This is a genomic window from Bradyrhizobium sp. HKCCYLRH2060 (assembly GCF_051168135.1).
Taxonomy (GTDB): domain Bacteria; phylum Pseudomonadota; class Alphaproteobacteria; order Rhizobiales; family Xanthobacteraceae; genus Bradyrhizobium.
Map to the genome: position 1 here is coordinate 289,576 of NZ_JBNPUK010000004.1, position 18,969 is coordinate 308,544.

Here is an 18,969-nt window from a genome sequence, read left to right on the forward strand (position 1 = left end):
AGCGCGGCGCCGGAGCTGCTATAGAACCGGAGTCCTCATCTCCGTCCCTCGCCGCGGTTGCTTCCGATTCGACATGGCAGAGCCTCAGTCCGACCTGTTCGAGATGCGCCGGCTGGAATCGCTCTCCAACACCATCTTCGGTGTTGCGATGACGCTTCTCGCCTACGACCTGCCGAAGCCCAATTTCGCGCATATGCCCGGTTGGATCGACCTGGTGCACACCTATTCCGGGCGGCTCGCCGGGCTGGTCCTCAGCTTCATCATCGCCGGCGTGTTCTGGATCAGCCACCACCGGCGGCTGGCCCGGCAGCCGTTCGCGGGCCGGCCCGTGGTCATCCTGAATCTGTTCTTCCTGTTGTCGATCGTGCTGCTGCCGGTGACCAACGGGCTCTACGGCGGCTACAGGCTGAGCAGCGCGGTGGCCGTCCTCTATGGCCTGCATCTGACGATCATTGCGTCGCTGAACGCCGCGCTGTGGTGGCTCGCGCTTCCCAGCGGCCGCCATGCCGAAATCGCCGGCGCGATCTTTCCCGTGATCGTGTTCGTGCCGGGCATCGTCATCGCGGCGATTGCCCCGGAGTACGTGCAGTATTTCTGGATGCTCGGCTTCGGCGGCTTCCTGGCGCGGCGGTTCGTCCGCAGCCCGCCGGCGGCGCTGGCCGGCGAGCAGGCGGAGCTGCCGTAAAAAAACGCGGCGGGCCGTGAGACCCGCCGCGCTTCCGTTCTTGAACTCGCTGGTCCAGGGCCGAGACCGCCCCGTTGCCGAGCCGCGATGGCGCTGAAACGCTGACGAATCATGCGCTCACACGTCGCTCATGAAGAGCCGCTCAGCGGGCGATCCCAGCGAGGTGACAGCGCTTGGTGAAAGACACTGGATCACCTCCTTTCGTTGTTGATGGTGACCGGAATATAGGATGGTCCGGGCCGCGAGGGTAGGGGGGGCCGATTACGGAACCCACCAGCCGCCGCCGTCGTGCTGCGCTGCGGCTCGGGTCGCGGATTCCGCTCGATTCCGGCCGTTCCAACCGCGGATCCCGATGCATCCGCCTCCAGACCCCGTGGCGAAGAGGTTGAGAGCCGCCGCGGACCATGTTAGGGAACGCCCCGATGCGGGTGTAGCTCAATGGTAGAGCAGCAGCCTTCCAAGCTGAATACGAGGGTTCGATTCCCTTCACCCGCTCCAAGGCTTCCGCGGCCACTCCGTCATCCGACCAGAAGCGATCCTCGTCATGGGGCGCTCACGCGATGTCGCAGTCCCAATCTTCTGGGGACGTCGGTTTCCCTGGTCGTCGGTGCAGACTCCCCAGCCGGTCCGGCCGATCAGTCGCAAGCGACGCGATTGCCCATCCGCCGGCACGTCCTGCCGTCGCTGAAATAGGTCGTGTTTCCGATCGTATGCGCCGACGTGCCATCGCTGTAGTAGGTGTGATTGCCGATCTGCTGCGAGCTGCTGCCGTCGTTGTTGTAGGTGAAGCGCCCGATCTGCTGCGACGAGGAGCCGTCGTTCCAATAGGTATTGTTGCCGATCCGCTGCCCCGACGTCCCGTCGTCGCACAGGATCTGGTTGCCGATGAGCTGGCAGGTCTCGGCCTGAGCTGCTGTCGCCGCCCACAGGCCGAAAGCGATCGCGAGAACGTGGCGCATGAGATCGACTCCCGAAATTGCAACATCCAATCTCAACCCCTGTGCCAGCGCAACCGGAAACGATCCGTGATGATCGGCGCGGATCAACGTCCGGCGCCGCGTGTCCTGGTCTTGCCGGCGGCTCCGCCGACCCGGAACGCCCGCATCTGGCCGCTGAGAAAGCGCAGCAGATGGCTGGCGGCATGCGGCAGCTCGCGGCCGCGCCGGGTGATGACGCAGGCTTCGCTCGACGACAGCAGGCGGTTGTCGACCGGCACCGCGGCGAGCGAGCCGTCGGCAAGATCGGCGGCGATCGCGAAGGCGGGCAGGAGCGTCAGGCCGAGGCCGCCCTTGACGAAGTGGCGGAGCACGTTGATCGAGCTGGTGGTGAGCTTCGGCGACAGAGCGATGCGCTCGGCGGCCTCCGCCATCGCCACGATCTGACGCGTGCCGTAGCTCGCATGCATCAGGCCGAGCGGATGGTCGGCGAGCTCGCGCAGGCGCAGGGGACGGCCGAGCCGCGCCAGCGCGTGGTCCGGCGGCATGATCGCGCAGAGCGGTTGGCGGCTCGCGGTGGCGATCCGGATGCGCGGATCGGCTGATGGATTGAACACCAGGCCGATGTGATGGCGATCCTCGGCAACGGCATTGACGACCTCGTTGGTGCCGGCGAGGTCGAACGACATCGTGAGGTCGGGATGGCGCTGCCAGAACCGGCTGAGCGGGCCGGACATGAGATCGCTGACGAAACCCTCGCCGAGCACGATGTCGACATGGCCGCGCTTGAGCCCCTGCAATTCGCGCAGCTTGGCGACGGTGTCGGCCTGGTCGGCCTGCCATTGCCGGAAGCGCTCGACCAGCAGCGCGCCGGCCGCGGTGGCGCGGATGCCGCGGCTGAGGCGCTCGAGCAAAGTGAGGCCGAGCTCGTTCTCCAGCAGCGCGATCTGCCGGCTGATCACCGACGCGTTGACGTCGAGCGCTTCGGCGGCGGCGCGCACCGAGCCGAGGCGGATCGTCTCGTGCAGATAGTGCAGGCGGTGGTGATCGAGCAGGGCGGACATGGCTTCCGACAGCGTTGACTAGAGGTCAACACTAGCGGTGGAGGGCGCTGATGTCTGCCCCGGAATCGCGCGGTTACGCTGGCGGGGCAAATCGGGCAGGAGGCTTCGTGACCGCTGTTGGCATCATCGGACTTGGCAGGATGGGGCGCGGCATGGCGCTGACGCTGAAGAGCGCCGGCTTTGCCGTCACCGGCTACGACGCGCTCGCCGCGACGCGCGCAGCGCTGGCGGCCGAGGGCATCGCTGTTGCCGACGGCATCGGCGGCGTGATCGCCGCAGCCGACATCGTGATCCTGTCGCTGCCGACCGCCGGGATCGTCGCCGATGCCGTGGAAGGCCCCGGCGGCATCCTCGCGCATGCCAGGGCCGGCGTCGTCATCGTCGATACCTCGACCTCGCATCCCGAGACCTCGCGCCGGCTTGCGGCCGTTCTCAAGGCGCGCGGCATGGGCTTCGTCGATGCGCCCGTCAGCGGTGGCCCAAAGGGGGCGGCGACGGGCACCATGACCATGGTGATCGGGGCCGATGAGGACGACCTCGCGCGTGTGCTGCCGGTGCTGGAGCGGATGAGCGCCAAGCGCGTCCATGTCGGCGGCGTCGGCGCCGGCAACGTTGCCAAGATCGTCAACAATCTGCTCTGCGCCGCCCATCTGCTGACCGCCGCGGAGGCACTGCGCATCGCTGATGCGGCGGGTGTCGATGCCGGGCGGCTGCTCGAAGGCCTGAATGCCGGCTCCGGCCGCTCCGGCGTCACGCTCGTCAACGTGCCCAATTGGATTCTCAACGGCGCCTTCGATTCCGGCTTCACCATGCAGTTGATGCGCAAGGACGTCAGGCTCGCGGCGCAGTTCATCGGTGAGCTCGGACTGTCGCTGCCGATCGCAAGCGATACCGCGCGCATCTGGGCCGACAGCGCCGCGAGCATCGCCGACGCCGATGATTTCAACCGCATCGTCGAGCTGCAGCTCGGCCCGATGCCGAAGCCGTGAGCGTACCGCCATGACCCATTTCATCGATCCCCGCCTGCGCGCCGCAGCGCTGCCGTTCTGGCCGGATCTGAAAGCCGTCGGCTCCCATGTCGGCGGCGACGTCATCGTCGGCGAAGGCGCGACGGTCTCGGTCAACGATCCCGCCACCGGCCGATTGCTGTTCACCTATGCCGATGCCGGCGCCGACGTCGCGGCCAAGGCGGCTTCTGCTGCCGCGGCGGGGCAGGCGGAGTGGGCGAAGCTGACCGCCGCGGGCCGCGGCCGCGTGATGCAGGCGGTGGCGCGGGCGATCCTCGCCGCGGCCGAGCCGCTGGCGCATCTGGAAGCGCTGTCCGCCGGCAAGCCGATCCGCGATACCAAAGGCGAAGTCGCCAAGGTCGCGGAGATGTTCGAGTACTATGCCGGCTGGGCCGACAAATTCCACGGCGACGTCATCCCGGTGCCGTCGAGCCATCTCAACTACACGCGCCGTGAGCCGATGGGCGTGGTGCTGCAGATCACGCCGTGGAACGCGCCGGTCTTCACCGCGGGTTGGCAGATCGCACCGGCGATCAGCATGGGCAACGCCGTGCTGCTGAAGCCGTCGGAGCTGACGCCGCTGACCTCGCTGGCGCTGGCGGGGATCGCCGAACGCGCCGGATTGCCGAAGGGCGTCGTCAACGTGCTCGCGGGTCTCGGCCACACCACGGGGCAGGCGGCGCTGGCGCAGCCCGCCGTGAAGAAGGTCGTGTTCGTCGGCTCGGTGCCGACGGGGCGGCTGATCGGCGAGGCCGCGGCGCGCAGGCTGCTGCCGTCGGTGCTCGAGCTCGGCGGCAAGTCGGCCAACATCGTGTTCGCCGATGCGGACCTCGAACGCGCCGCCATCGGCGCGCAGGCCGCGATCTTCGGCGGTGCCGGCCAGAGCTGCGTCGCCGGCTCCAGGCTGCTGGTGCAGAGCGCGGTCTATGACCGCTTCGTCGATCTGGTCGCGCAAGGTGCTACGAAGATCAGATGCGGCGATCCGCTGTCGGCGGAGACCGAGATCGGGCCGATCAACAACGCCAGGCAATATGACCACGTGCTGTCGCTGATCCGCGAGGGCGCCGCCGAGGGCGCGGAGATCGTCACCGGCGCGAGCGGCGGCGTGGGCGAGGGCGGATATTTCGTCAGGCCGACCGTGCTCAAGAACGTCACCAACGCCATGGGCATCGCGCGCAAGGAGGTGTTCGGACCCGTCGTCGCCGCGATCCGTTTCGATACCGAGGCGGAGGCGATCGCGATCGCCAATGACAGCGAGTTCGGCCTCGCGGGCGCGGTGTGGACCAGGGACGTCGCGCGCGCGCATCGCGTCGCAGCACAGGTCAAGGCCGGCACGTTCTGGATCAATGCGTACAAGACCATCAACGTCGCTTCGCCGTTCGGCGGCTACAACAACAGCGGCCATGGCCGCTCCTCCGGCATCGAGGCGCTGTACGAATACACGCAGGTGAAGAGCGTGTGGGTCGAGACCGCGGCCGAGCCGGCGGTGGCGTTCGGCTACGCGCCGGGCTTGCGCGACTGAGCAAGCATGGCATGATCGGTGCAAGAGCTGCGCGCCACGGAACGACCACTTAGTTCCGAAATAAGGAACGGAAACATGCCGCGCTTCGTCAACGTCGCCATTGGTCAGCTCGGCCCGATTGCCAAGAGCGAAACACGGACCGCGGTGGTTGCGCGACTGATGGCGTTGATGCGGCAGGCGCACGCCAATGGCTGCGACCTGATCGTCTATCCCGAGCTCGCGCTGACGACGTTCTTCCCGCGCTGGTACATGGCCGATCAGGCCGAGATCGATCAATATTTCGAGCGCGAGATGCCGGGGCCGGAGACGCAAGTCTTGTTCGCGCTCGCGAAGGATCTGCGCATCGGCTTCTGCTTAGGCTATGCCGAGCTCGCGGTCGAGGACGGCATCGTGCACCGCTACAACACCGCCATTCTTGTCGACAAGACGGGCACCGTCGTCTCGAAATACCGCAAGGTGCATCTGCCGGGACATGCCGAGCACGAACCGTGGCGCAAGTTCCAGCATCTGGAAAAGCGCTATTTCGAACCGGGCAAGAGCTTTGGCGTCGCCAGCGCCTTTGGCGGCGTCATCGGCATGGCGATCTGCAACGACCGCCGCTGGCCCGAGACCTATCGCGTGATGGGCCTGCAGGGCGTCGAGATGGTGCTGATCGGCTACAACACGCCGGTGCATAATCCGCCGGCGCCGGAGCATGACGACCTTTCGCTGTTTCACAACCGCCTCGTGATGCAGTCGGGTGCCTATCAGAACGGCACCTGGGTGATTGGCGTCGCCAAGGGCGGCGTCGAGGAGGGCATCGACCACATCGCCGGCAGCTGCATCATCGCCCCTTCAGGCGAGATCGTCGCGGCCTGCGCCACCAAGGGCGACGAGATCGCGCTGGCACGCTGTGACCTCGATTTGTGCAGATCCTACAAGCAGACGATCTTCAACTTCGACGTCCATCGCCAGCCGCACGCTTACGGCATGATCGTCGAGCGCAAGGGCGAGACGCTGATGGCGGACGGCTCGCCGGTGCGGAAGGCATGATGCGTTCGGCAATCGCGCGCAAGTCCGTAGCCCGCATGAGCGCAGCGACATGCGGGTTCACACGAGGAGTCTCGGAGAACCCGGGGTCGCTGCGCTCGCCCGGGCTTCGATAGGCTTGCGCCCCATGCCTCATTTGCGTTCAAATGAACGCGCTCCACACGCGTGGCATGGGCCTTGCTTACAATTTCGGCAATTGAACTTGGGCATGTTGCATCAGGAGAGAACATGGATCGCAGAACGGTATTGAAGGGATTGGCGGGCGCGGGTGGTCTGGCGCTGACGGGATTTGCGGCGCCGGCGATCGCCCAAGGCGCTGCCGCACGCACCTTGCGTTTTGTGCCACAGGCCAATCTCGCCAATTTCGATCCGATCTGGGGCACCCAATATGTCGTGCGCAACGCAGCCGCGATGGTGTGGGATACGCTGTACGGCATCGACGATCAGTTCGTGCCGCAGCGCCAGATGGTGGAATCGGAGGAGGTGTCCTCCGACGGCCTGACCTGGACCTTCAAGCTGCGTCCCGGCCTCAAATTCCACGACGGCGAGCCGGTGCTCGCCAAGGACGTCGTCGCCAGCCTCACGCGCTGGTCGGCGCGCGATCCGATGGGCCTGATGCTCAAGGCGATCCAGAACGAGCTCACGGCGGTCGACGACAAGACCTTCAAATGGGTGCTGAAGCAGCCTTATCCGAAGATGCTGTTCGCGCTCGGCAAGGGCAACGCGCCGTGCGCCTTCATCATGCCCGAGCGCATCGCGCAGACCGATCCGTTCAAGCAGATGTCCGAATATATCGGCTCCGGCCCGTTCAAATTTGCCAAGGGCGAGTGGGTGCCGGGTGCGAAAGCCGTGTTCGAGAAGTTCGCCGACTACCTGCCGCGCCAGGAGAAGCCGCTGTGGCTCGCCGGCGGCAAGCAGGTGCTGGTCGACCGCGTCGAATGGGTGATCATGCCGGACCCCGCGACCGCGGCTGCGGCGCTGCAGAACGGCGAGGTCGACTGGTGGGAGAACCCGATCACCGATCTCGTGCCGGTGCTGAAGGGCAACAAGAACATCGGCGTCGACATCGGCGATCCCCTCGGCAATGTCGGTGCGTTCCGCATCAATCATCTGTATCCGCCCTTCAACAATGTGAAGGCGCGCCAGGCCATCCTGATGGCGATGAGCCAGGAGGACTACATGCGCGCGCTGGTCGGGGACGACAACGCGCTGTGGAAGCCGCTGCCGGGCGTGTTCACACCCGGCACGCCGCTCTATACCGAGGAAGGCGGCGATATCCTGAAGGGCAAGCGCGACCTGGCCAAAGCCAAGAAGCTGCTGGAGGAAGCCGGCTACAAGGGCGAGCCGATCACCTGCCTCGTCGCGCAGGATCAGCCGATCACCAAGGCGTTCGGCGACGTCACCGCGGATCTGCTGAAGAAGCTCGGCATGAACGTCGATTTCGTCGCGACCGACTGGGGCACGGTCGGTGCCCGCCGCGCCTTGAAAACGCCGCCGGCGCAGGGCGGCTGGCACATGTTCCACACCTGGCACGCCGGCGCCGACTGCATCAATCCGGCTGCCTACAACGCGCTGCGCGCCAACGGCGACAAGGCCTGGTTCGGCTGGCCGAACAGCGAGCCGGTGGAGAAGGAGATCACCAACTGGTTCAACGCCAAGTCGCTGGACGAGGAGAAGACCGTCGCCGCGCGCATCAACAAGGCCGCGATCGACGACGTCGTGTTCGCGCCGACCGGCTTCTTCCTCGGCTACACCGCGTGGCGCAAGACCGTCTCCGGCGTGACCAAGGGGCCGATCCCGCTGTTCTGGGGCGTGTCGAAGACCGCATAGGCACTGACATCCATGCTCGCTTATGCGCTCCGACGCGTGCTGTCGACCTTGCCGGTGATGGCGATCGTCGCGCTGTTCGTCTTCAGCCTGCTCTACATCGCGCCGGGCGATCCGGCCGTGGTGATCGCGGGCGACCAGGCGAGCCCGGCCGATGTCGAGCGCATCCGCGCCAATCTCGGGCTGGACCAGCCTTTCCTGGTCCAGTTCGGAAGCTGGGTGTGGCGCCTGCTGCACTTTGATCTGGGCACCTCGATCTTCACCAATCTCCCGGTGGCTTCGATGATCGCCCAGCGCATCGAGCCGACCTTGTCGCTGATGATGGTGACGCTGTGTCTCACCATCATCATCGCCGTGCCGCTCGGCGTCATCGCCGCGTGGAAGGCCGGCACCTGGATCGACCGGATCATCATGGCGTTCGCCGTGTTCGGCTTCTCGGTGCCGGTGTTCGTGGTCGGCTACATCCTCGCCTATGTCTTTGCGCTGAAGTTCGATTGGCTGCCGGTGCAGGGCTACACGCCGCTGTCCCAAGGATTCTGGCCGTGGCTGCAGAACCTGATCCTGCCGGCGGTCGCGCTCGGCTGCGTCTACATTGCGCTGATCGCGCGCATCACCCGCGCCGCGATGCTCGAAGTGCTGCAGCAGGACTACATCCGCACCGCCCGCGCCAAGGGGCTGGGGCAGGGCGGCATCCTGTTCATCCACGCGCTGAAGAACGCCGCTGTGCCGATCGTCACCGTGGTCGGCATCGGCATCGCGCTCCTGATCGGCGGCGCCGTCGTCACCGAGAGCGTGTTCGCCATTCCCGGCCTCGGCCGGCTCACCATCGATGCCATCCTGCGCCGTGACTATCCGGTGATCCAGGGCATCGTGCTCTTGTTCAGCTTCGTCTACGTGCTCGTCAATCTCCTGATCGACATCACCTACACCCTGGTCGACCCGAGGATCCGCTATTGACCGTCACGACATCAACATCGCCGCCGCCGGGCCTCGTCCTCGCGCCTGTTCTGCCGGACCTGATGGTCGCGCCAAAGATCCGGCGCGGCGCCATCGGCTTCCTGCGCAACCATCCGACGGTCGCGATCGGCGGCGCGCTGCTGTTGCTGCTCGTCATCATCGGCGTGTTCGCGCCGTTCCTGTTCACCGTCGATCCGACCGCGATCGCGCCGGCCAAGCGCACGCGGCTGCCGTCGGCGGATTTCTGGTTCGGCACTGACGCGCTGGGACGCGACGTCTATTCGCGCGTGCTCTATGGCACGCGCGTCTCGCTCACGGTCGGGCTGTCGGTGGCGCTGGCGGCATCGCTGATCGGCCTTTCGATCGGTCTCGTCGCCGGCTTCCTGCGCTGGGCCGACGGCGTGCTGATGCGCTGCATGGACGGGTTGATGTCGATCCCGCCGATCCTGCTCGCGGTAGCGCTGATGGCGCTCACGCGAGGCAGCGTCGGCAATGTCATCCTCGCCATCACCATCGCCGAGATTCCGCGCGTCGCACGACTCGTGCGCGGCGTCGTGTTGTCCCTGCGCGAGCAGCCCTATGTCGACGGCGCGGTCGCGTCGGGCACGCGCACGCCGATGGTCATCCTGCGCCACATCCTGCCGAACACCATGGCGCCGATGCTGGTGCAGGCGACCTACATCTGCGCCAGCGCGATGATCACCGAGGCGATCCTGTCCTTCATCGGCGCCGGCACGCCGCCCACCATCCCGTCCTGGGGCAACATCATGGCCGAGGGCCGCGCGCTGTGGCAGGTCAAGCCCTACATCGTGTTCTTCCCGGCCGCGTTCCTGTCGGTGACCGTGCTCGCCGTCAACCTCGTTGGCGACGGCCTGCGCGACGCGCTCGATCCGCGCATGGCCAAATCACCATGAGCAGCGGAGTGAGGCGGGCGAGCCACGAGGTCCGAGCAGGGGCCTGGCCCTTCGAGACACCCGCCTTCGGCGGGCTCCTCAGGGTGAGGGTTGGGAGCATTTCACATGGCGACGCTGCTCATCGCCGATGTGCAGCACCGGCCTCGGCGCTAACGCCTCATGGTGAGGAGCGCCGCGCCGAGTTGGTCGTGATATTCGGCAGTCGCAATGCGCGACGCGTCTCGAACCATGAGGCCCCTATGTCTCCGCATGAGGCCCCAAACCGCGGCCGGGGGCCGATCTGATGCCGCTGCTCGAGGTCGAGAACCTCCAGGTCCATTTCCGTACGCCGACCGGCATCAACCGTGCCGTCGACGGCGTCTCCTTCCACGTCAACCCGGGCGAGACGCTCGCCATCGTCGGCGAATCCGGCTGCGGCAAGTCCGTCACCTCGATGTCGATGATGCGGCTGATTCCGGAGCCGCCGGGCAAGATCGCGGGCTCGATTCTGCTCGAGGGCCGGGACATCCTGACGCTGTCCGACCGCGAGATGCGTCAGCTCCGCGGCAACGACATCTCGATGATCTTCCAGGAGCCGATGACCAGCCTCAACCCGGTGCTGACCGTCGGCCGCCAGATCGGCGAGACTCTGCGGCTGCACCAGGGGCTCGACCAGGCGCAGGCCGAGGCGCGCGCGGTGGAGATGCTGACGCTGGTCGGAATCCCTGAGCCGGCACGGCGCGTGCGCGAATATCCGCACCAGCTGTCCGGCGGCATGCGCCAGCGCGTGATGATCGCGATGGCGCTGGCCTGCAATCCAAAGCTCCTGATCGCGGATGAGCCGACCACCGCGCTCGACGTCACCATCCAGGCGCAGATCCTCAAGCTGATGCTGGAGCTGAAGCAGCGCGTCGGCGCAGCCATCATCCTGATCACCCATGATCTCGGCGTCGTCGCCGAGGTCGCCGAGCGCGTGATGGTGATGTATGCCGGGCGCAAGGTCGAGGAGGCGCCGGTGAAAGAGCTGTTCCGCACCCCCCGCCACCCCTACACGCAGGGCCTGCTCGGCGCGCTGCCCAAGCTCGGCTCGTCGCTGTCGGGCGAGACGAAACGCCTCGCCGAGATTCCTGGCCAAGTGCCGGATTTGAAGCAGCGCATCGAAGGCTGCGTGTTCGCCGGCCGCTGCGCGCTCGCGACCGACCTGTGCCGTCAATATGCGCCGGGGCTGGAGCAGAAGGCCGCGCACCACATCGCCGCCTGTCATTTCGCCGCCAAGGAGCAGGCTGCCGCATGACCATGCCGCTGCTCCAGGTCAACGACCTCAAGAAGCACTTCCCGATCTCCAGCGGGCTGTTCGGCCGCAGCAAGAGCAAGGTGCATGCGGTCGACGGCGTGTCATTCGAGATCGCGCGCGGCGAGACGCTCTCCCTGGTCGGCGAATCCGGCTGCGGCAAGTCGACGGTCGGCCGCGCCATCCTGCGGCTGTTCGACGTCACCGCCGGCCAGATCGTGCTCGACGGCCAGCGCATCGACGATCTTCCCCCTGGCAGCCTGCGCCAGATGCGCCGCCGCGTCCAGGTCGTTTTCCAGGATCCGTTCTCCAGCCTCAATCCGCGGATGCGGATCCGCGACATCCTGGCCGAGCCGATCAACAATTTCGGCCTCGCGAAGACCGCCGCGGAGCGCGACGCGCGCATCGCCGAGCTGATGGAGATCGTGCGGCTGCCGCGCGACGCGGTGAATCGCCGGCCGCACGAATTCTCCGGCGGCCAGCGCCAGCGCATCGGCATCGCCCGCGCGCTCGCCGCCAAGCCGGACCTGATCGTCTGCGACGAGGCGGTCTCCGCGCTCGACGTCTCCGTCAAGGCGCAGATCGTCAACCTGCTGCAGGATCTGCAGCGCGAGTTCGGCCTGGCGCTGCTGTTCATCAGCCACGACCTCGCGATCGTCGAGCACATGACGCACCGCGTCGCGGTGATGTATCTCGGCAAGATCGTCGAGATGGCGCCAAGGCGGCAGATCTTTGCCACACCGGGTCATCCCTACACCAAGGCGCTGCTGTCAGCCGTGCCCATTCCCGAACCTGGCGCCGAGCGCTCACCGATCATCCTCAAGGGCGACGTTCCGAGCCCGGTCAACCCGCCCAAAGGCTGCCGCTTCAACACCCGCTGCCCCCTGGCCTTCGACCGCTGCCGCGTAGAGGCTCCCGAGCTGCGGCTGAAAGGCGAGGACCAGTGGGTGGCGTGCCATTTGGAGAATGTGTAGTTACGTCCTTGCGCAGGATTGGCAAAGCGGCCGCCGAAGGCGGCGGCGTGCTCACTAAGCAGGTGCAATGACAGCTTGATGCGCGACCGCCGCGCCAATCACGGAGGAGAGACGGTGCGTTTCTCATGCGGATCTCGGTGCGGCGCGTAGCCCGCATGAGCGACAGCCGGCGCGTGGGACACGTCGGCGCCAGCCGACGTGCGGGGCCTCACGTGTCGTGTCGGTGAACCGGGATGTCGCTGCGCCCATCCGCGCTACGTGGCGACTGAACGAAACTTCGATGGCACGCAACATCGCTGCGCCGCGCGCCGTCGCTGCCCATCATGTTTTGAGGAACGGTATCGCAGCCGCGCCCGGTTGCGACCAGGCATCGGCTCACCGGGTACGGCTCTCGCCAGCTTTAGGCTGCAAGCGACCGATTGAATCTCGTCCAACAGAACGTCGCAAAGCGCGATCTGCGACAACAGGTCGGCCTCTAGGGACTGGCACGACGTCGGCCGATCGAGGCGCAGCTTTGCTGTGCGGATTCTACTTAGCGATTTCAATACTGCAGGATTGGACAGGTCGCCGCCTCGAATATTGGTCATCTTTGCACCACGACTACACCAGATCCGCCGCGGCAGGACCGATTTGGTTCGATGCAATCGGTATGCCGCGAATTGGGGCGGGAGCGGACGACGCAACCTTGCGGTACCCTCCGGCGTCTGCAAAGCAGCGGCCAGGGACATCAATTGGCGGTTTACAGTCGTTTCCGAATTTGGAAATTGGCACGGTGTATGCTGGCCTCTGTACGGGTGCTTTGTTGTTGAGTTGACGCGTTGCTTGCCAGATCGGCAACTTATCGCCTTTGGTCGAGCGATTGGCGATCTGCTGATAACGTATTGCAGTGGTGCCAGATTGGAAGATGGTCGCTGTGCCCGGCGAGGGGATGGCATGGTGTACTGCCACTGAACTGGTAATGCCTACAAGATAAGTGATAGAATGCAACGTGACCGTCTTGATAAGCATGACAGAACTCACTCCATACCGACTCATATCGACAGGCGTGTGGACGTTGCCAGGTTCGCGTTGTGACGAAGTCATAAGTCCATCGTCTCGGTGACCTGCTTCGCAAGATCGGGTATCTCAAGCGCCCAGCGTCGACGGTTGGGTGGCGCTTGTCTTGCTCTGCTGATCCCATTGCGCCTCAAAGCCGTCGAGCAGGTGGCGAGCGAGACCGGCTTGAGCTTGAGAGCCAATCATGAGGACTGTGTCCCATGGGAAGTGTGTCAGTGTTCCGAACATCATCGTCTCCCAAAAGTGCCGCGGTTCTCAGCTTGTTCGGGTCACGTGCACCCTTGGCTGCCGCTGCCAGGATGCGCGCAGCGAGCTTTGACTTCATGGTGGAGTTCTGCTCGGCCTTTGCCGCCACGTTCGCCTCCTCGGTTGCCGCCGCATTCTGGAGAGACGGCCGCCTTGCCCCTCTCAACGAGATTGAAGCGCGTCGCGCGGCGATTCTGAAGTCATTCTCAAGTCCAAACTCTGCAAACATCGCTCAGGATTTGCTGCATCATTAGCCAATTACCGCCTTCAAAATAACATGCGATAAATCGGGGACGTGATCGAACTGTTGCGCCCGGCCGCCGGCCGCCCGACGGGAGCTTTTCCGATGTTGACTTGGATCAGTCCGGAAGACTTGCGCTCCAGTATTTTGACACGAGCCTTATAAGCGAGGACTGATCCTTCGATGGACTTGGAGCGATCCGTGAGCCCGCTGAGCCGCGCTCCCGTCATTCGTACAGACGATCCGGAGGCGATGGAGCACGCGTTGCGGACGGTCTACGGGGCAACCGGATTCGCAGTCACCAACGCAGATGAATTCCAGGGGGTTGGCAACTATCTTCAGCTCGGGAGCATCGGTCTCGGCTTTTGTGCATATAGCGGGGCAAGGTCGCTCGTCGAGTTCCCGGAGAGCGACTTCGCGCGCCTGCAAATCGGCCTCAAAGGCAGCGCTTTGACCGTTCTAAATCGCACGGCGATCGCAATAAACGAGCGGCAGTCCTGCATAGTTGCGCCGGGCGAAGCCAACAGGATTGTGTTCGAGCCAGGTTATGAGCAGCTCATTCTTCGAATAAGCGCGAGGGCGTTGGAGCAGACATTGACGATGCTGCTCGGTGCAAAGCCAGCCGGTGTTCTCAAGTTTGATCCCATTGCCGCAGCGGTTCAGCCGAACGCTCTGGTCTTGCGCGATCTGGCGATGTTCCTCGCTCATCAGTTGGATGCGGCGGCGACAGAGCTGCCACGCACGGTGCTCGTCGAACTGGAGCAGGCTCTCATCGTTTCCTTCCTGTCGGCTCACCGCCACAATTTCAGCGAGCTGTTGAAGAGAGGCGAAAGAGATGTCACCCCGCGGACCGTTCGACTGGCCGAGGAATATATCGAGGCCTCTTGGGACCGCGCCATCACGATCGAGGAGCTGGCTTCGCAGACAGGCGTCAGCGTCCGCGCGCTCTATGCTGCGTTCAGGAAGAGCCGCGGATATTCGCCGATGGCGTTTGCGAAGACGGTGCGATTGCGTCGGGCAAAACAGATGCTCGAGGGGCCCAATCAGCGTACCTCCGTCTCTGCAGTCGCCTTCAATTGCGGCTTCGGAAATCTCGGACACTTCGCAAGAGACTATCGCGACATGTTCGGTGAGCTCCCATCCGAAACTCTGTCACGCGCGCGGCGCGCCGCCTAGCTCGCCTGACAGACGCGTCGGCGACACCATTCTCAAGAGCGCTGGGGTGGCCTCAAAAGCTATATCGGCCTTCACGAAGATCGAGCTGCGACACCGCGCCGCTGACCGGGTTTTTCCCAGGTTTGAGTTCGGTCAATCTGAGATACTATCTTTGGATGAACCTTGACCGATCCGTAAGCCTGCTGAGCCGCGCTCCCGTCATTCGTACAGACGATCCGGAGGCGATGGAGCACGCGTTGCGTACGGTCTATGGGGCAACTGGCTTCGCAGTCACCAACGCAAATGAATTCCAAGGGGTAGGAAACTACCTTCAGCTTGCGAATATCGGCCTTGGCTTCTGTGCATATGGCGGGGGAAGGTCGGTCGTAAAGTTCCCGGAGAGCGACTTCGCGCGCCTGCAAATTGGCCTCAAAGGCAGCGCTTTGACCATTCTAAATCGCACGGCGGTCGCGATAACCGAGCGGCAGTCCTGCATAGTTGCGCCGGGCGAAGCCAACAGGATTGTGTTCGAGCCAGGTTATGAGCAGCTCATTCTTCGAATAAGCGCGAGGGCGTTGGAGCAGACACTGACGACGCTGCTCGGTGCAAAGCCGGCCGGTGTTCTCAAGTTTGATCCGATCGCCGCGGCGTTGCAGCCGAACGCTCTGGTCCTGCGCGATCTGGCGATGTTCCTCGCTCATCAGTTGGATGCGACGGCGACAGAGCTGCCACGCGCGGTCCTCGTCGAACTGGAGCAGGCTCTCATCGTTTCCTTCCTGTCGGCTCACCGCCACAATTTCAGCGAGCTGTTGGAGAGAGCCGAAAAGGACGTCGTGCCGCGGATCGTTCGGCTGGCCGAGGAATATATCGAGGCCTCTTGGGACCGCGCCATCACGATCGAGGGGCTGGCTTCGCAGACGGGCGTCAGCGTCCGCGCGCTCTATGCTGCGTTCAAGAAGAGCCGCGGATATTCGCCGATGGCGTTTGCGAAAACGGTGCGATTGCGACAGGCAAAGCAGATGCTCGAGGGGCCTAATCAGCGTACCTCCGTCTCTGCAGTCGCCTTCAATTGCGGCTTCGGAAATCTCGGACACTTCGCAAGAGACTATCGCGACATGTTCGGTGAGCTTCCATCCGAAACTCTGTCGCGCGGGCGGCGCGCCGCCTAGCTCGCCTGTCAGAAGCGCCGGCCAGGACCATCCCAAGAGCGCAAGAGCAGTGAGGCAGCAACGCGCGGCAGGCAGGTTGTGCCTGGCGACGGGTCTGACGATGTCCGCTATTCGCGGACAGGCTAAGCCTCCGTGCTGCGTCTGGAGGCAAAAGCGAACGAACTGCGACATTACAGGTGACGTGTCAGGGTCATTGCGCTCGGCGGCGGGCATGCTGCAGGGCGGGGAAACGCGCGCATGCGACGATGTGGCGGGTAGCAGCACGCCATGGCGATTCACGGAACTCCGCTCGGCGATGCAGAAAGCCGGTACCCCGCTTGCTCGCCAGAGATTGGAGGCTTCTCAGCCTGCGACCGGCCCGCCACACCAACGCAGCCAATCGTCCATATGCCGTGCCGTCGCCGGGCGGGTGCATTGTCAGGAGCCCGTATGGCCATTAAAGATTCCGGCCCAAACCGCGTCGGGATCGCAAGCCTTCCCGCGCGGTCCCGCGTTTGATGAGGCCGCCATGCATCTCTCCCACGATCCGACAGCACCGGCGGCAGCAGGGATCGGCTTTGACCAGTTCCTGGCCGTCGACATCCGCGTCGGCACCATCGTCGCGGCCGAGCCCTATCCGGAGGCGAAGAAGCCGTCGCTGAAGCTGACGATCGATTTCGGGCCCGGTATCGGCACGAAGCGCTCCAGCGCGCAGATCGCGGCGCTGTATGATCCGGCCACCCTGGTCGGCCGCCAGGTCGCCGGCGTCGTCAACTTCCCGCCGCGTCAGATCGGCAAGTTCATGTCCGAGGTCCTGACGCTCGGCTTTCCCGATGAGCAGGGCAACGTCGTGCTGTTCCAGCCCGACAAGGCCGTGCCGAACGGCGCGCGGCTGTTCTGAGCGGAGGGCCGGCCGTGGATATGCTGCTCGAACCTGTTACGCTGCCGCCGTTTCCCGAAGGCCTACGGATATCGCTCAGGCAAATGCATCTTCTCCAGGCTCCGATGGGTGGCACCCTGGTGACCGGCGGCGCCACCTTCCGCGTGTTCGCGCCGCATGCCAAGGCGGTCTACGTCTCCGGCCCGTTCAACGACTGGGCGCAGGATGCGAGCTGCCGTCTCGCGCCGATCGGCAACGGCCATTGGGCGATCTTCGTGCCGTCGCTCAAGGACGGCGACGCCTACATGTATTTCGTCGAGGGTGAGGGCTCGTCCGGCTACAAGCGCGATCCGCATGCGCGGCTGCTCACCGTGGATCCGCCGTTTCCGCAGGCGCATTCGGTGCTGCGCAATCCCGGCGCGTTTCCCTGGCACGACACCGACTTCACGCCGCCGCCCAACAACGAGCTCGTGATCTATCAGCTCCATGTCGGCACCTTCGACATGAAGGCGGGCAATCCCGACGGCTGCTTCTTCGACGTCATCGAGCGCGTGCCGCATCTGGCGAAGCTCGGCGTCAACGCCATCGAGCTGCTGCCGGTGCAGGAATTCCCGACCATGTTCAGCATGGGCTACAACGGCACCGACCTGTTCAGCCCGGAAACCGAATATGGCGAGCACGAGCAGGCGCATCTCGCGGCCTACTTCAAGCGAACCAACGAGATCCTCTCGGCGGCGGGCGCCATGCCTTACGCCGATGTCAGCGTGGTCAGGCATTGCGACGACCAGCTGCGCGCGCTGATCGACGTCTGCCATGTCCATGGCATCGCCGTGCTGTTCGATGTCGTCTACAACCACGCCGGCGGCGGGTTCGACGAGAGCAGCATCTGGTTCTTCGACCGTCAGGCCTATGGCGACCCCAACCGCAGCCTGTATTTCACCGACCAGGGCTGGGCGGGCGGTCAGGTTTTCGCCTATTGGAACGCCGACGTGCGGCAATACCTCGTCGACAACGCCATCATGCTGTACCGCGAGTACCACGCCGACGGCCTGCGCTTCGACGAGGTCAGCGTGATGGACCGCTTCGGCGGCTGGGCGACCTGCCAGCAGCTCACCGAGGCGCTGCGCGCGGAGAAGCCGGATGCGATCCAGATCGCCGAATACTGGCCTGTCAACCCGTGGGTGGTGAGGGACATCGCGCAGGGCGGCGCCGGGTTCGATGCGACCTGGAGCGACGGCTTGCGGTTGTCGGTGCGCGGCGCCGTCGCGAGCGCGGCCGGCGGCGCGGGCGCTGTCGTCCCGATGCAGCCGATCGCCGCGGCGATCGCCGATCTCAGCCTCGACAAGCGCTGGCGCGCGGTCAACTCGATCGAGAACCACGACATTGTCTATGCCGGCCGCGAGCCGCGCATTCCGCGCCTCGCTGATCCCGTCGACAGTCGCTGCTGGTATGCGCGCAGCCGCAGCCGCGTCGCCACCGGCCTGTTGCTGACCGCGCCGGGCATCCCGATGCTGTTCATGGGCCAGGAACTGTTCGAGGACAGACCATGGAGCGACACGCCGAGCCTGGACACCACGATCCAGTGGTCGCTGCTCGACGGCGAGGACAAGATCACCGCGGATGCGATGCGCTTCACGTCAGAGCTGATCGCGATCCGCCGCACCCATCCGGCGCTGACCGCGGAGGGCTGCGCCATCGTCCACGTCCATGACGGCAACCGCGTGCTCGCCTTCCACCGCTGGGACGGCCAGGGCGACGACGTCATGGTGATCGTGAGCCTGAGCGAGACGCCATGGCGCGACTACGCCATCGGTTTTCCGGCAGGCGGCACCTGGCTCGAGGTGTTCAACAGCGACGTCTACGACAACTGGGTCAACCCGGGCGTCGTCGGCAACAATGGCTCCGTCACCGCCGGCGGCCCGCCGCTGCACGGCCAGCCGAGCTCGGCTGATGTGACGATCCCGGCGAACGGCGTGCTCGTGTTCGCGAGGAAATGAGGATCGTAGGGTGGGCAATGCGGCCGCCGAAGGCGGCGGCGTGCCCACCATCCAGCAGCGAA

At 65.1% G+C, this 18,969-nt stretch carries 17 protein-coding genes and 1 tRNA gene; 15 read left to right on the forward strand and 3 right to left on the reverse strand.

Annotation, left to right across the window (positions count from 1 at the left end; genetic code table 11):
* Positions 1 to 73 precede the first annotated feature (73 nt).
* Together ACQR10_RS12105 and ACQR10_RS12110 are read left to right on the forward strand one after the other, a co-directional pair.
* Positions 74 to 685, forward strand: coding sequence for a TMEM175 family protein (locus ACQR10_RS12105; protein WP_434846301.1), 612 nt, complete (start codon positions 74 to 76; stop codon positions 683 to 685).
* Between the two features lie 424 nt (positions 686 to 1,109).
* Positions 1,110 to 1,183, forward strand: a tRNA-Gly gene (locus ACQR10_RS12110).
* Between the two features lie 137 nt (positions 1,184 to 1,320).
* Here ACQR10_RS12110 and ACQR10_RS12115 read toward each other — a convergent pair.
* A complete protein-coding gene (locus tag ACQR10_RS12115; RefSeq protein ID WP_316216017.1) occupies positions 1,321 to 1,644 on the reverse strand; it encodes a hypothetical protein in 324 nt (107 codons plus the stop codon).
* Between the two features lie 83 nt (positions 1,645 to 1,727).
* Positions 1,728 to 2,684, reverse strand: a complete 957-nt coding sequence (locus tag ACQR10_RS12120) for a LysR family transcriptional regulator (protein WP_316216018.1) — start codon at positions 2,682 to 2,684, stop codon at positions 1,728 to 1,730.
* Between the two features lie 107 nt (positions 2,685 to 2,791).
* Here ACQR10_RS12120 and ACQR10_RS12125 point away from each other — a divergent pair, with 107 nt between their 5' ends.
* The 8 genes from ACQR10_RS12125 (at position 2,792) to ACQR10_RS12160 (ending at position 12,184) form a co-directional block, all read left to right on the forward strand.
* Positions 2,792 to 3,673 (forward strand): NAD(P)-dependent oxidoreductase, encoded by an 882-nt coding sequence (locus ACQR10_RS12125; RefSeq protein ID WP_316216019.1) that lies wholly within the window; start codon positions 2,792 to 2,794, stop codon positions 3,671 to 3,673.
* A 10-nt stretch (positions 3,674 to 3,683) separates the two neighbouring features.
* Positions 3,684 to 5,213 carry an aldehyde dehydrogenase family protein gene (locus ACQR10_RS12130; RefSeq protein WP_315801009.1) on the forward strand — a complete coding sequence of 510 codons (1,530 nt, stop codon included), beginning with the start codon at positions 3,684 to 3,686 and terminating at the stop codon, positions 5,211 to 5,213.
* Positions 5,214 to 5,288: 75 nt separating this feature from the next.
* Complete coding sequence (locus tag ACQR10_RS12135) at positions 5,289 to 6,245, forward strand: N-carbamoyl-D-amino-acid hydrolase (protein ID WP_316216020.1); 957 nt, start codon at positions 5,289 to 5,291, stop codon at positions 6,243 to 6,245.
* A gap of 225 nt (positions 6,246 to 6,470) precedes the next feature.
* The gene (locus tag ACQR10_RS12140) at positions 6,471 to 8,072 is read left to right on the forward strand and encodes an ABC transporter substrate-binding protein (RefSeq protein ID WP_316216022.1); all 1,602 of its coding nucleotides are present in this window, start codon (positions 6,471 to 6,473) and stop codon (positions 8,070 to 8,072) included.
* 12 nt (positions 8,073 to 8,084) lie between these two features.
* Positions 8,085 to 9,026, forward strand: a complete 942-nt coding sequence (locus ACQR10_RS12145) for an ABC transporter permease (RefSeq protein WP_315801006.1) — start codon at positions 8,085 to 8,087, stop codon at positions 9,024 to 9,026.
* On the forward strand, positions 9,023 to 9,940 hold the full coding sequence (locus ACQR10_RS12150; RefSeq protein WP_315801005.1) for an ABC transporter permease: 918 nt from the start codon (positions 9,023 to 9,025) through the stop codon (positions 9,938 to 9,940). The genes ACQR10_RS12145 and ACQR10_RS12150 overlap by 4 nt, the downstream gene beginning before the upstream one ends.
* A gap of 283 nt (positions 9,941 to 10,223) precedes the next feature.
* Complete coding sequence (locus ACQR10_RS12155) at positions 10,224 to 11,213, forward strand: ABC transporter ATP-binding protein (RefSeq protein ID WP_315801004.1); 990 nt, start codon at positions 10,224 to 10,226, stop codon at positions 11,211 to 11,213.
* Entirely contained in the window at positions 11,210 to 12,184 is a 975-nt protein-coding gene (locus ACQR10_RS12160) for an ABC transporter ATP-binding protein (RefSeq protein ID WP_316216023.1), read from the forward strand. Before ACQR10_RS12155 ends, ACQR10_RS12160 begins: the two co-directional genes overlap by 4 nt.
* A gap of 600 nt (positions 12,185 to 12,784) precedes the next feature.
* Here ACQR10_RS12160 and ACQR10_RS12165 read toward each other — a convergent pair.
* Positions 12,785 to 13,192 (reverse strand): hypothetical protein, encoded by a 408-nt coding sequence (locus tag ACQR10_RS12165; RefSeq protein WP_315801002.1) that lies wholly within the window; start codon positions 13,190 to 13,192, stop codon positions 12,785 to 12,787.
* A 329-nt stretch (positions 13,193 to 13,521) separates the two neighbouring features.
* On the opposite strand from ACQR10_RS12165, the gene ACQR10_RS12170 reads away from it, so the two are divergent.
* The 5 genes from ACQR10_RS12170 (at position 13,522) to ACQR10_RS12190 (ending at position 18,907) form a co-directional block, all read left to right on the forward strand.
* Entirely contained in the window at positions 13,522 to 13,740 is a 219-nt protein-coding gene (locus ACQR10_RS12170; protein WP_316216024.1) for a hypothetical protein, read from the forward strand.
* A gap of 188 nt (positions 13,741 to 13,928) precedes the next feature.
* Positions 13,929 to 14,903: an AraC family transcriptional regulator gene (locus ACQR10_RS12175; RefSeq protein ID WP_316216025.1), complete on the forward strand. Its 975-nt coding sequence runs from the start codon at positions 13,929 to 13,931 to the stop codon at positions 14,901 to 14,903.
* Positions 14,904 to 15,058: 155 nt separating this feature from the next.
* Positions 15,059 to 16,051 (forward strand): AraC family transcriptional regulator, encoded by a 993-nt coding sequence (locus ACQR10_RS12180; protein ID WP_316216026.1) that lies wholly within the window; start codon positions 15,059 to 15,061, stop codon positions 16,049 to 16,051.
* 508 nt (positions 16,052 to 16,559) lie between these two features.
* Positions 16,560 to 16,931 (forward strand): tRNA-binding protein, encoded by a 372-nt coding sequence (locus tag ACQR10_RS12185; RefSeq protein WP_315800998.1) that lies wholly within the window; start codon positions 16,560 to 16,562, stop codon positions 16,929 to 16,931.
* Positions 16,932 to 16,951: 20 nt separating this feature from the next.
* Complete coding sequence (locus ACQR10_RS12190) at positions 16,952 to 18,907, forward strand: alpha amylase C-terminal domain-containing protein (protein WP_316216121.1); 1,956 nt, start codon at positions 16,952 to 16,954, stop codon at positions 18,905 to 18,907.
* Positions 18,908 to 18,969 lie beyond the last annotated feature (62 nt).

What these genes read in the sequence shown, in the direction of transcription:
- ACQR10_RS12105 (WP_434846301.1), top strand. Translation starts at nt 74, where the DNA reads ATGGCAGAGCCTCAGTCCGACCTGTTCGAGATGCGCCGGCTGGAATCG.
- ACQR10_RS12115 (WP_316216017.1), bottom strand. Translation starts at nt 1,644, where the DNA reads ATGCGCCACGTTCTCGCGATCGCTTTCGGCCTGTGGGCGGCGACAGCA.
- ACQR10_RS12120 (WP_316216018.1), bottom strand. Translation starts at nt 2,684, where the DNA reads ATGTCCGCCCTGCTCGATCACCACCGCCTGCACTATCTGCACGAGACG.
- ACQR10_RS12130 (WP_315801009.1), top strand. Translation starts at nt 3,684, where the DNA reads ATGACCCATTTCATCGATCCCCGCCTGCGCGCCGCAGCGCTGCCGTTC.
- ACQR10_RS12135 (WP_316216020.1), top strand. Translation starts at nt 5,289, where the DNA reads ATGCCGCGCTTCGTCAACGTCGCCATTGGTCAGCTCGGCCCGATTGCC.
- ACQR10_RS12140 (WP_316216022.1), top strand. Translation starts at nt 6,471, where the DNA reads ATGGATCGCAGAACGGTATTGAAGGGATTGGCGGGCGCGGGTGGTCTG.
- ACQR10_RS12145 (WP_315801006.1), top strand. Translation starts at nt 8,085, where the DNA reads ATGCTCGCTTATGCGCTCCGACGCGTGCTGTCGACCTTGCCGGTGATG.
- ACQR10_RS12155 (WP_315801004.1), top strand. Translation starts at nt 10,224, where the DNA reads ATGCCGCTGCTCGAGGTCGAGAACCTCCAGGTCCATTTCCGTACGCCG.
- ACQR10_RS12160 (WP_316216023.1), top strand. Translation starts at nt 11,210, where the DNA reads ATGACCATGCCGCTGCTCCAGGTCAACGACCTCAAGAAGCACTTCCCG.
- ACQR10_RS12165 (WP_315801002.1), bottom strand. Translation starts at nt 13,192, where the DNA reads ATGCTTATCAAGACGGTCACGTTGCATTCTATCACTTATCTTGTAGGC.
- ACQR10_RS12180 (WP_316216026.1), top strand. Translation starts at nt 15,059, where the DNA reads ATGAACCTTGACCGATCCGTAAGCCTGCTGAGCCGCGCTCCCGTCATT.
- ACQR10_RS12185 (WP_315800998.1), top strand. Translation starts at nt 16,560, where the DNA reads ATGCATCTCTCCCACGATCCGACAGCACCGGCGGCAGCAGGGATCGGC.
- ACQR10_RS12190 (WP_316216121.1), top strand. Translation starts at nt 16,952, where the DNA reads ATGCTGCTCGAACCTGTTACGCTGCCGCCGTTTCCCGAAGGCCTACGG.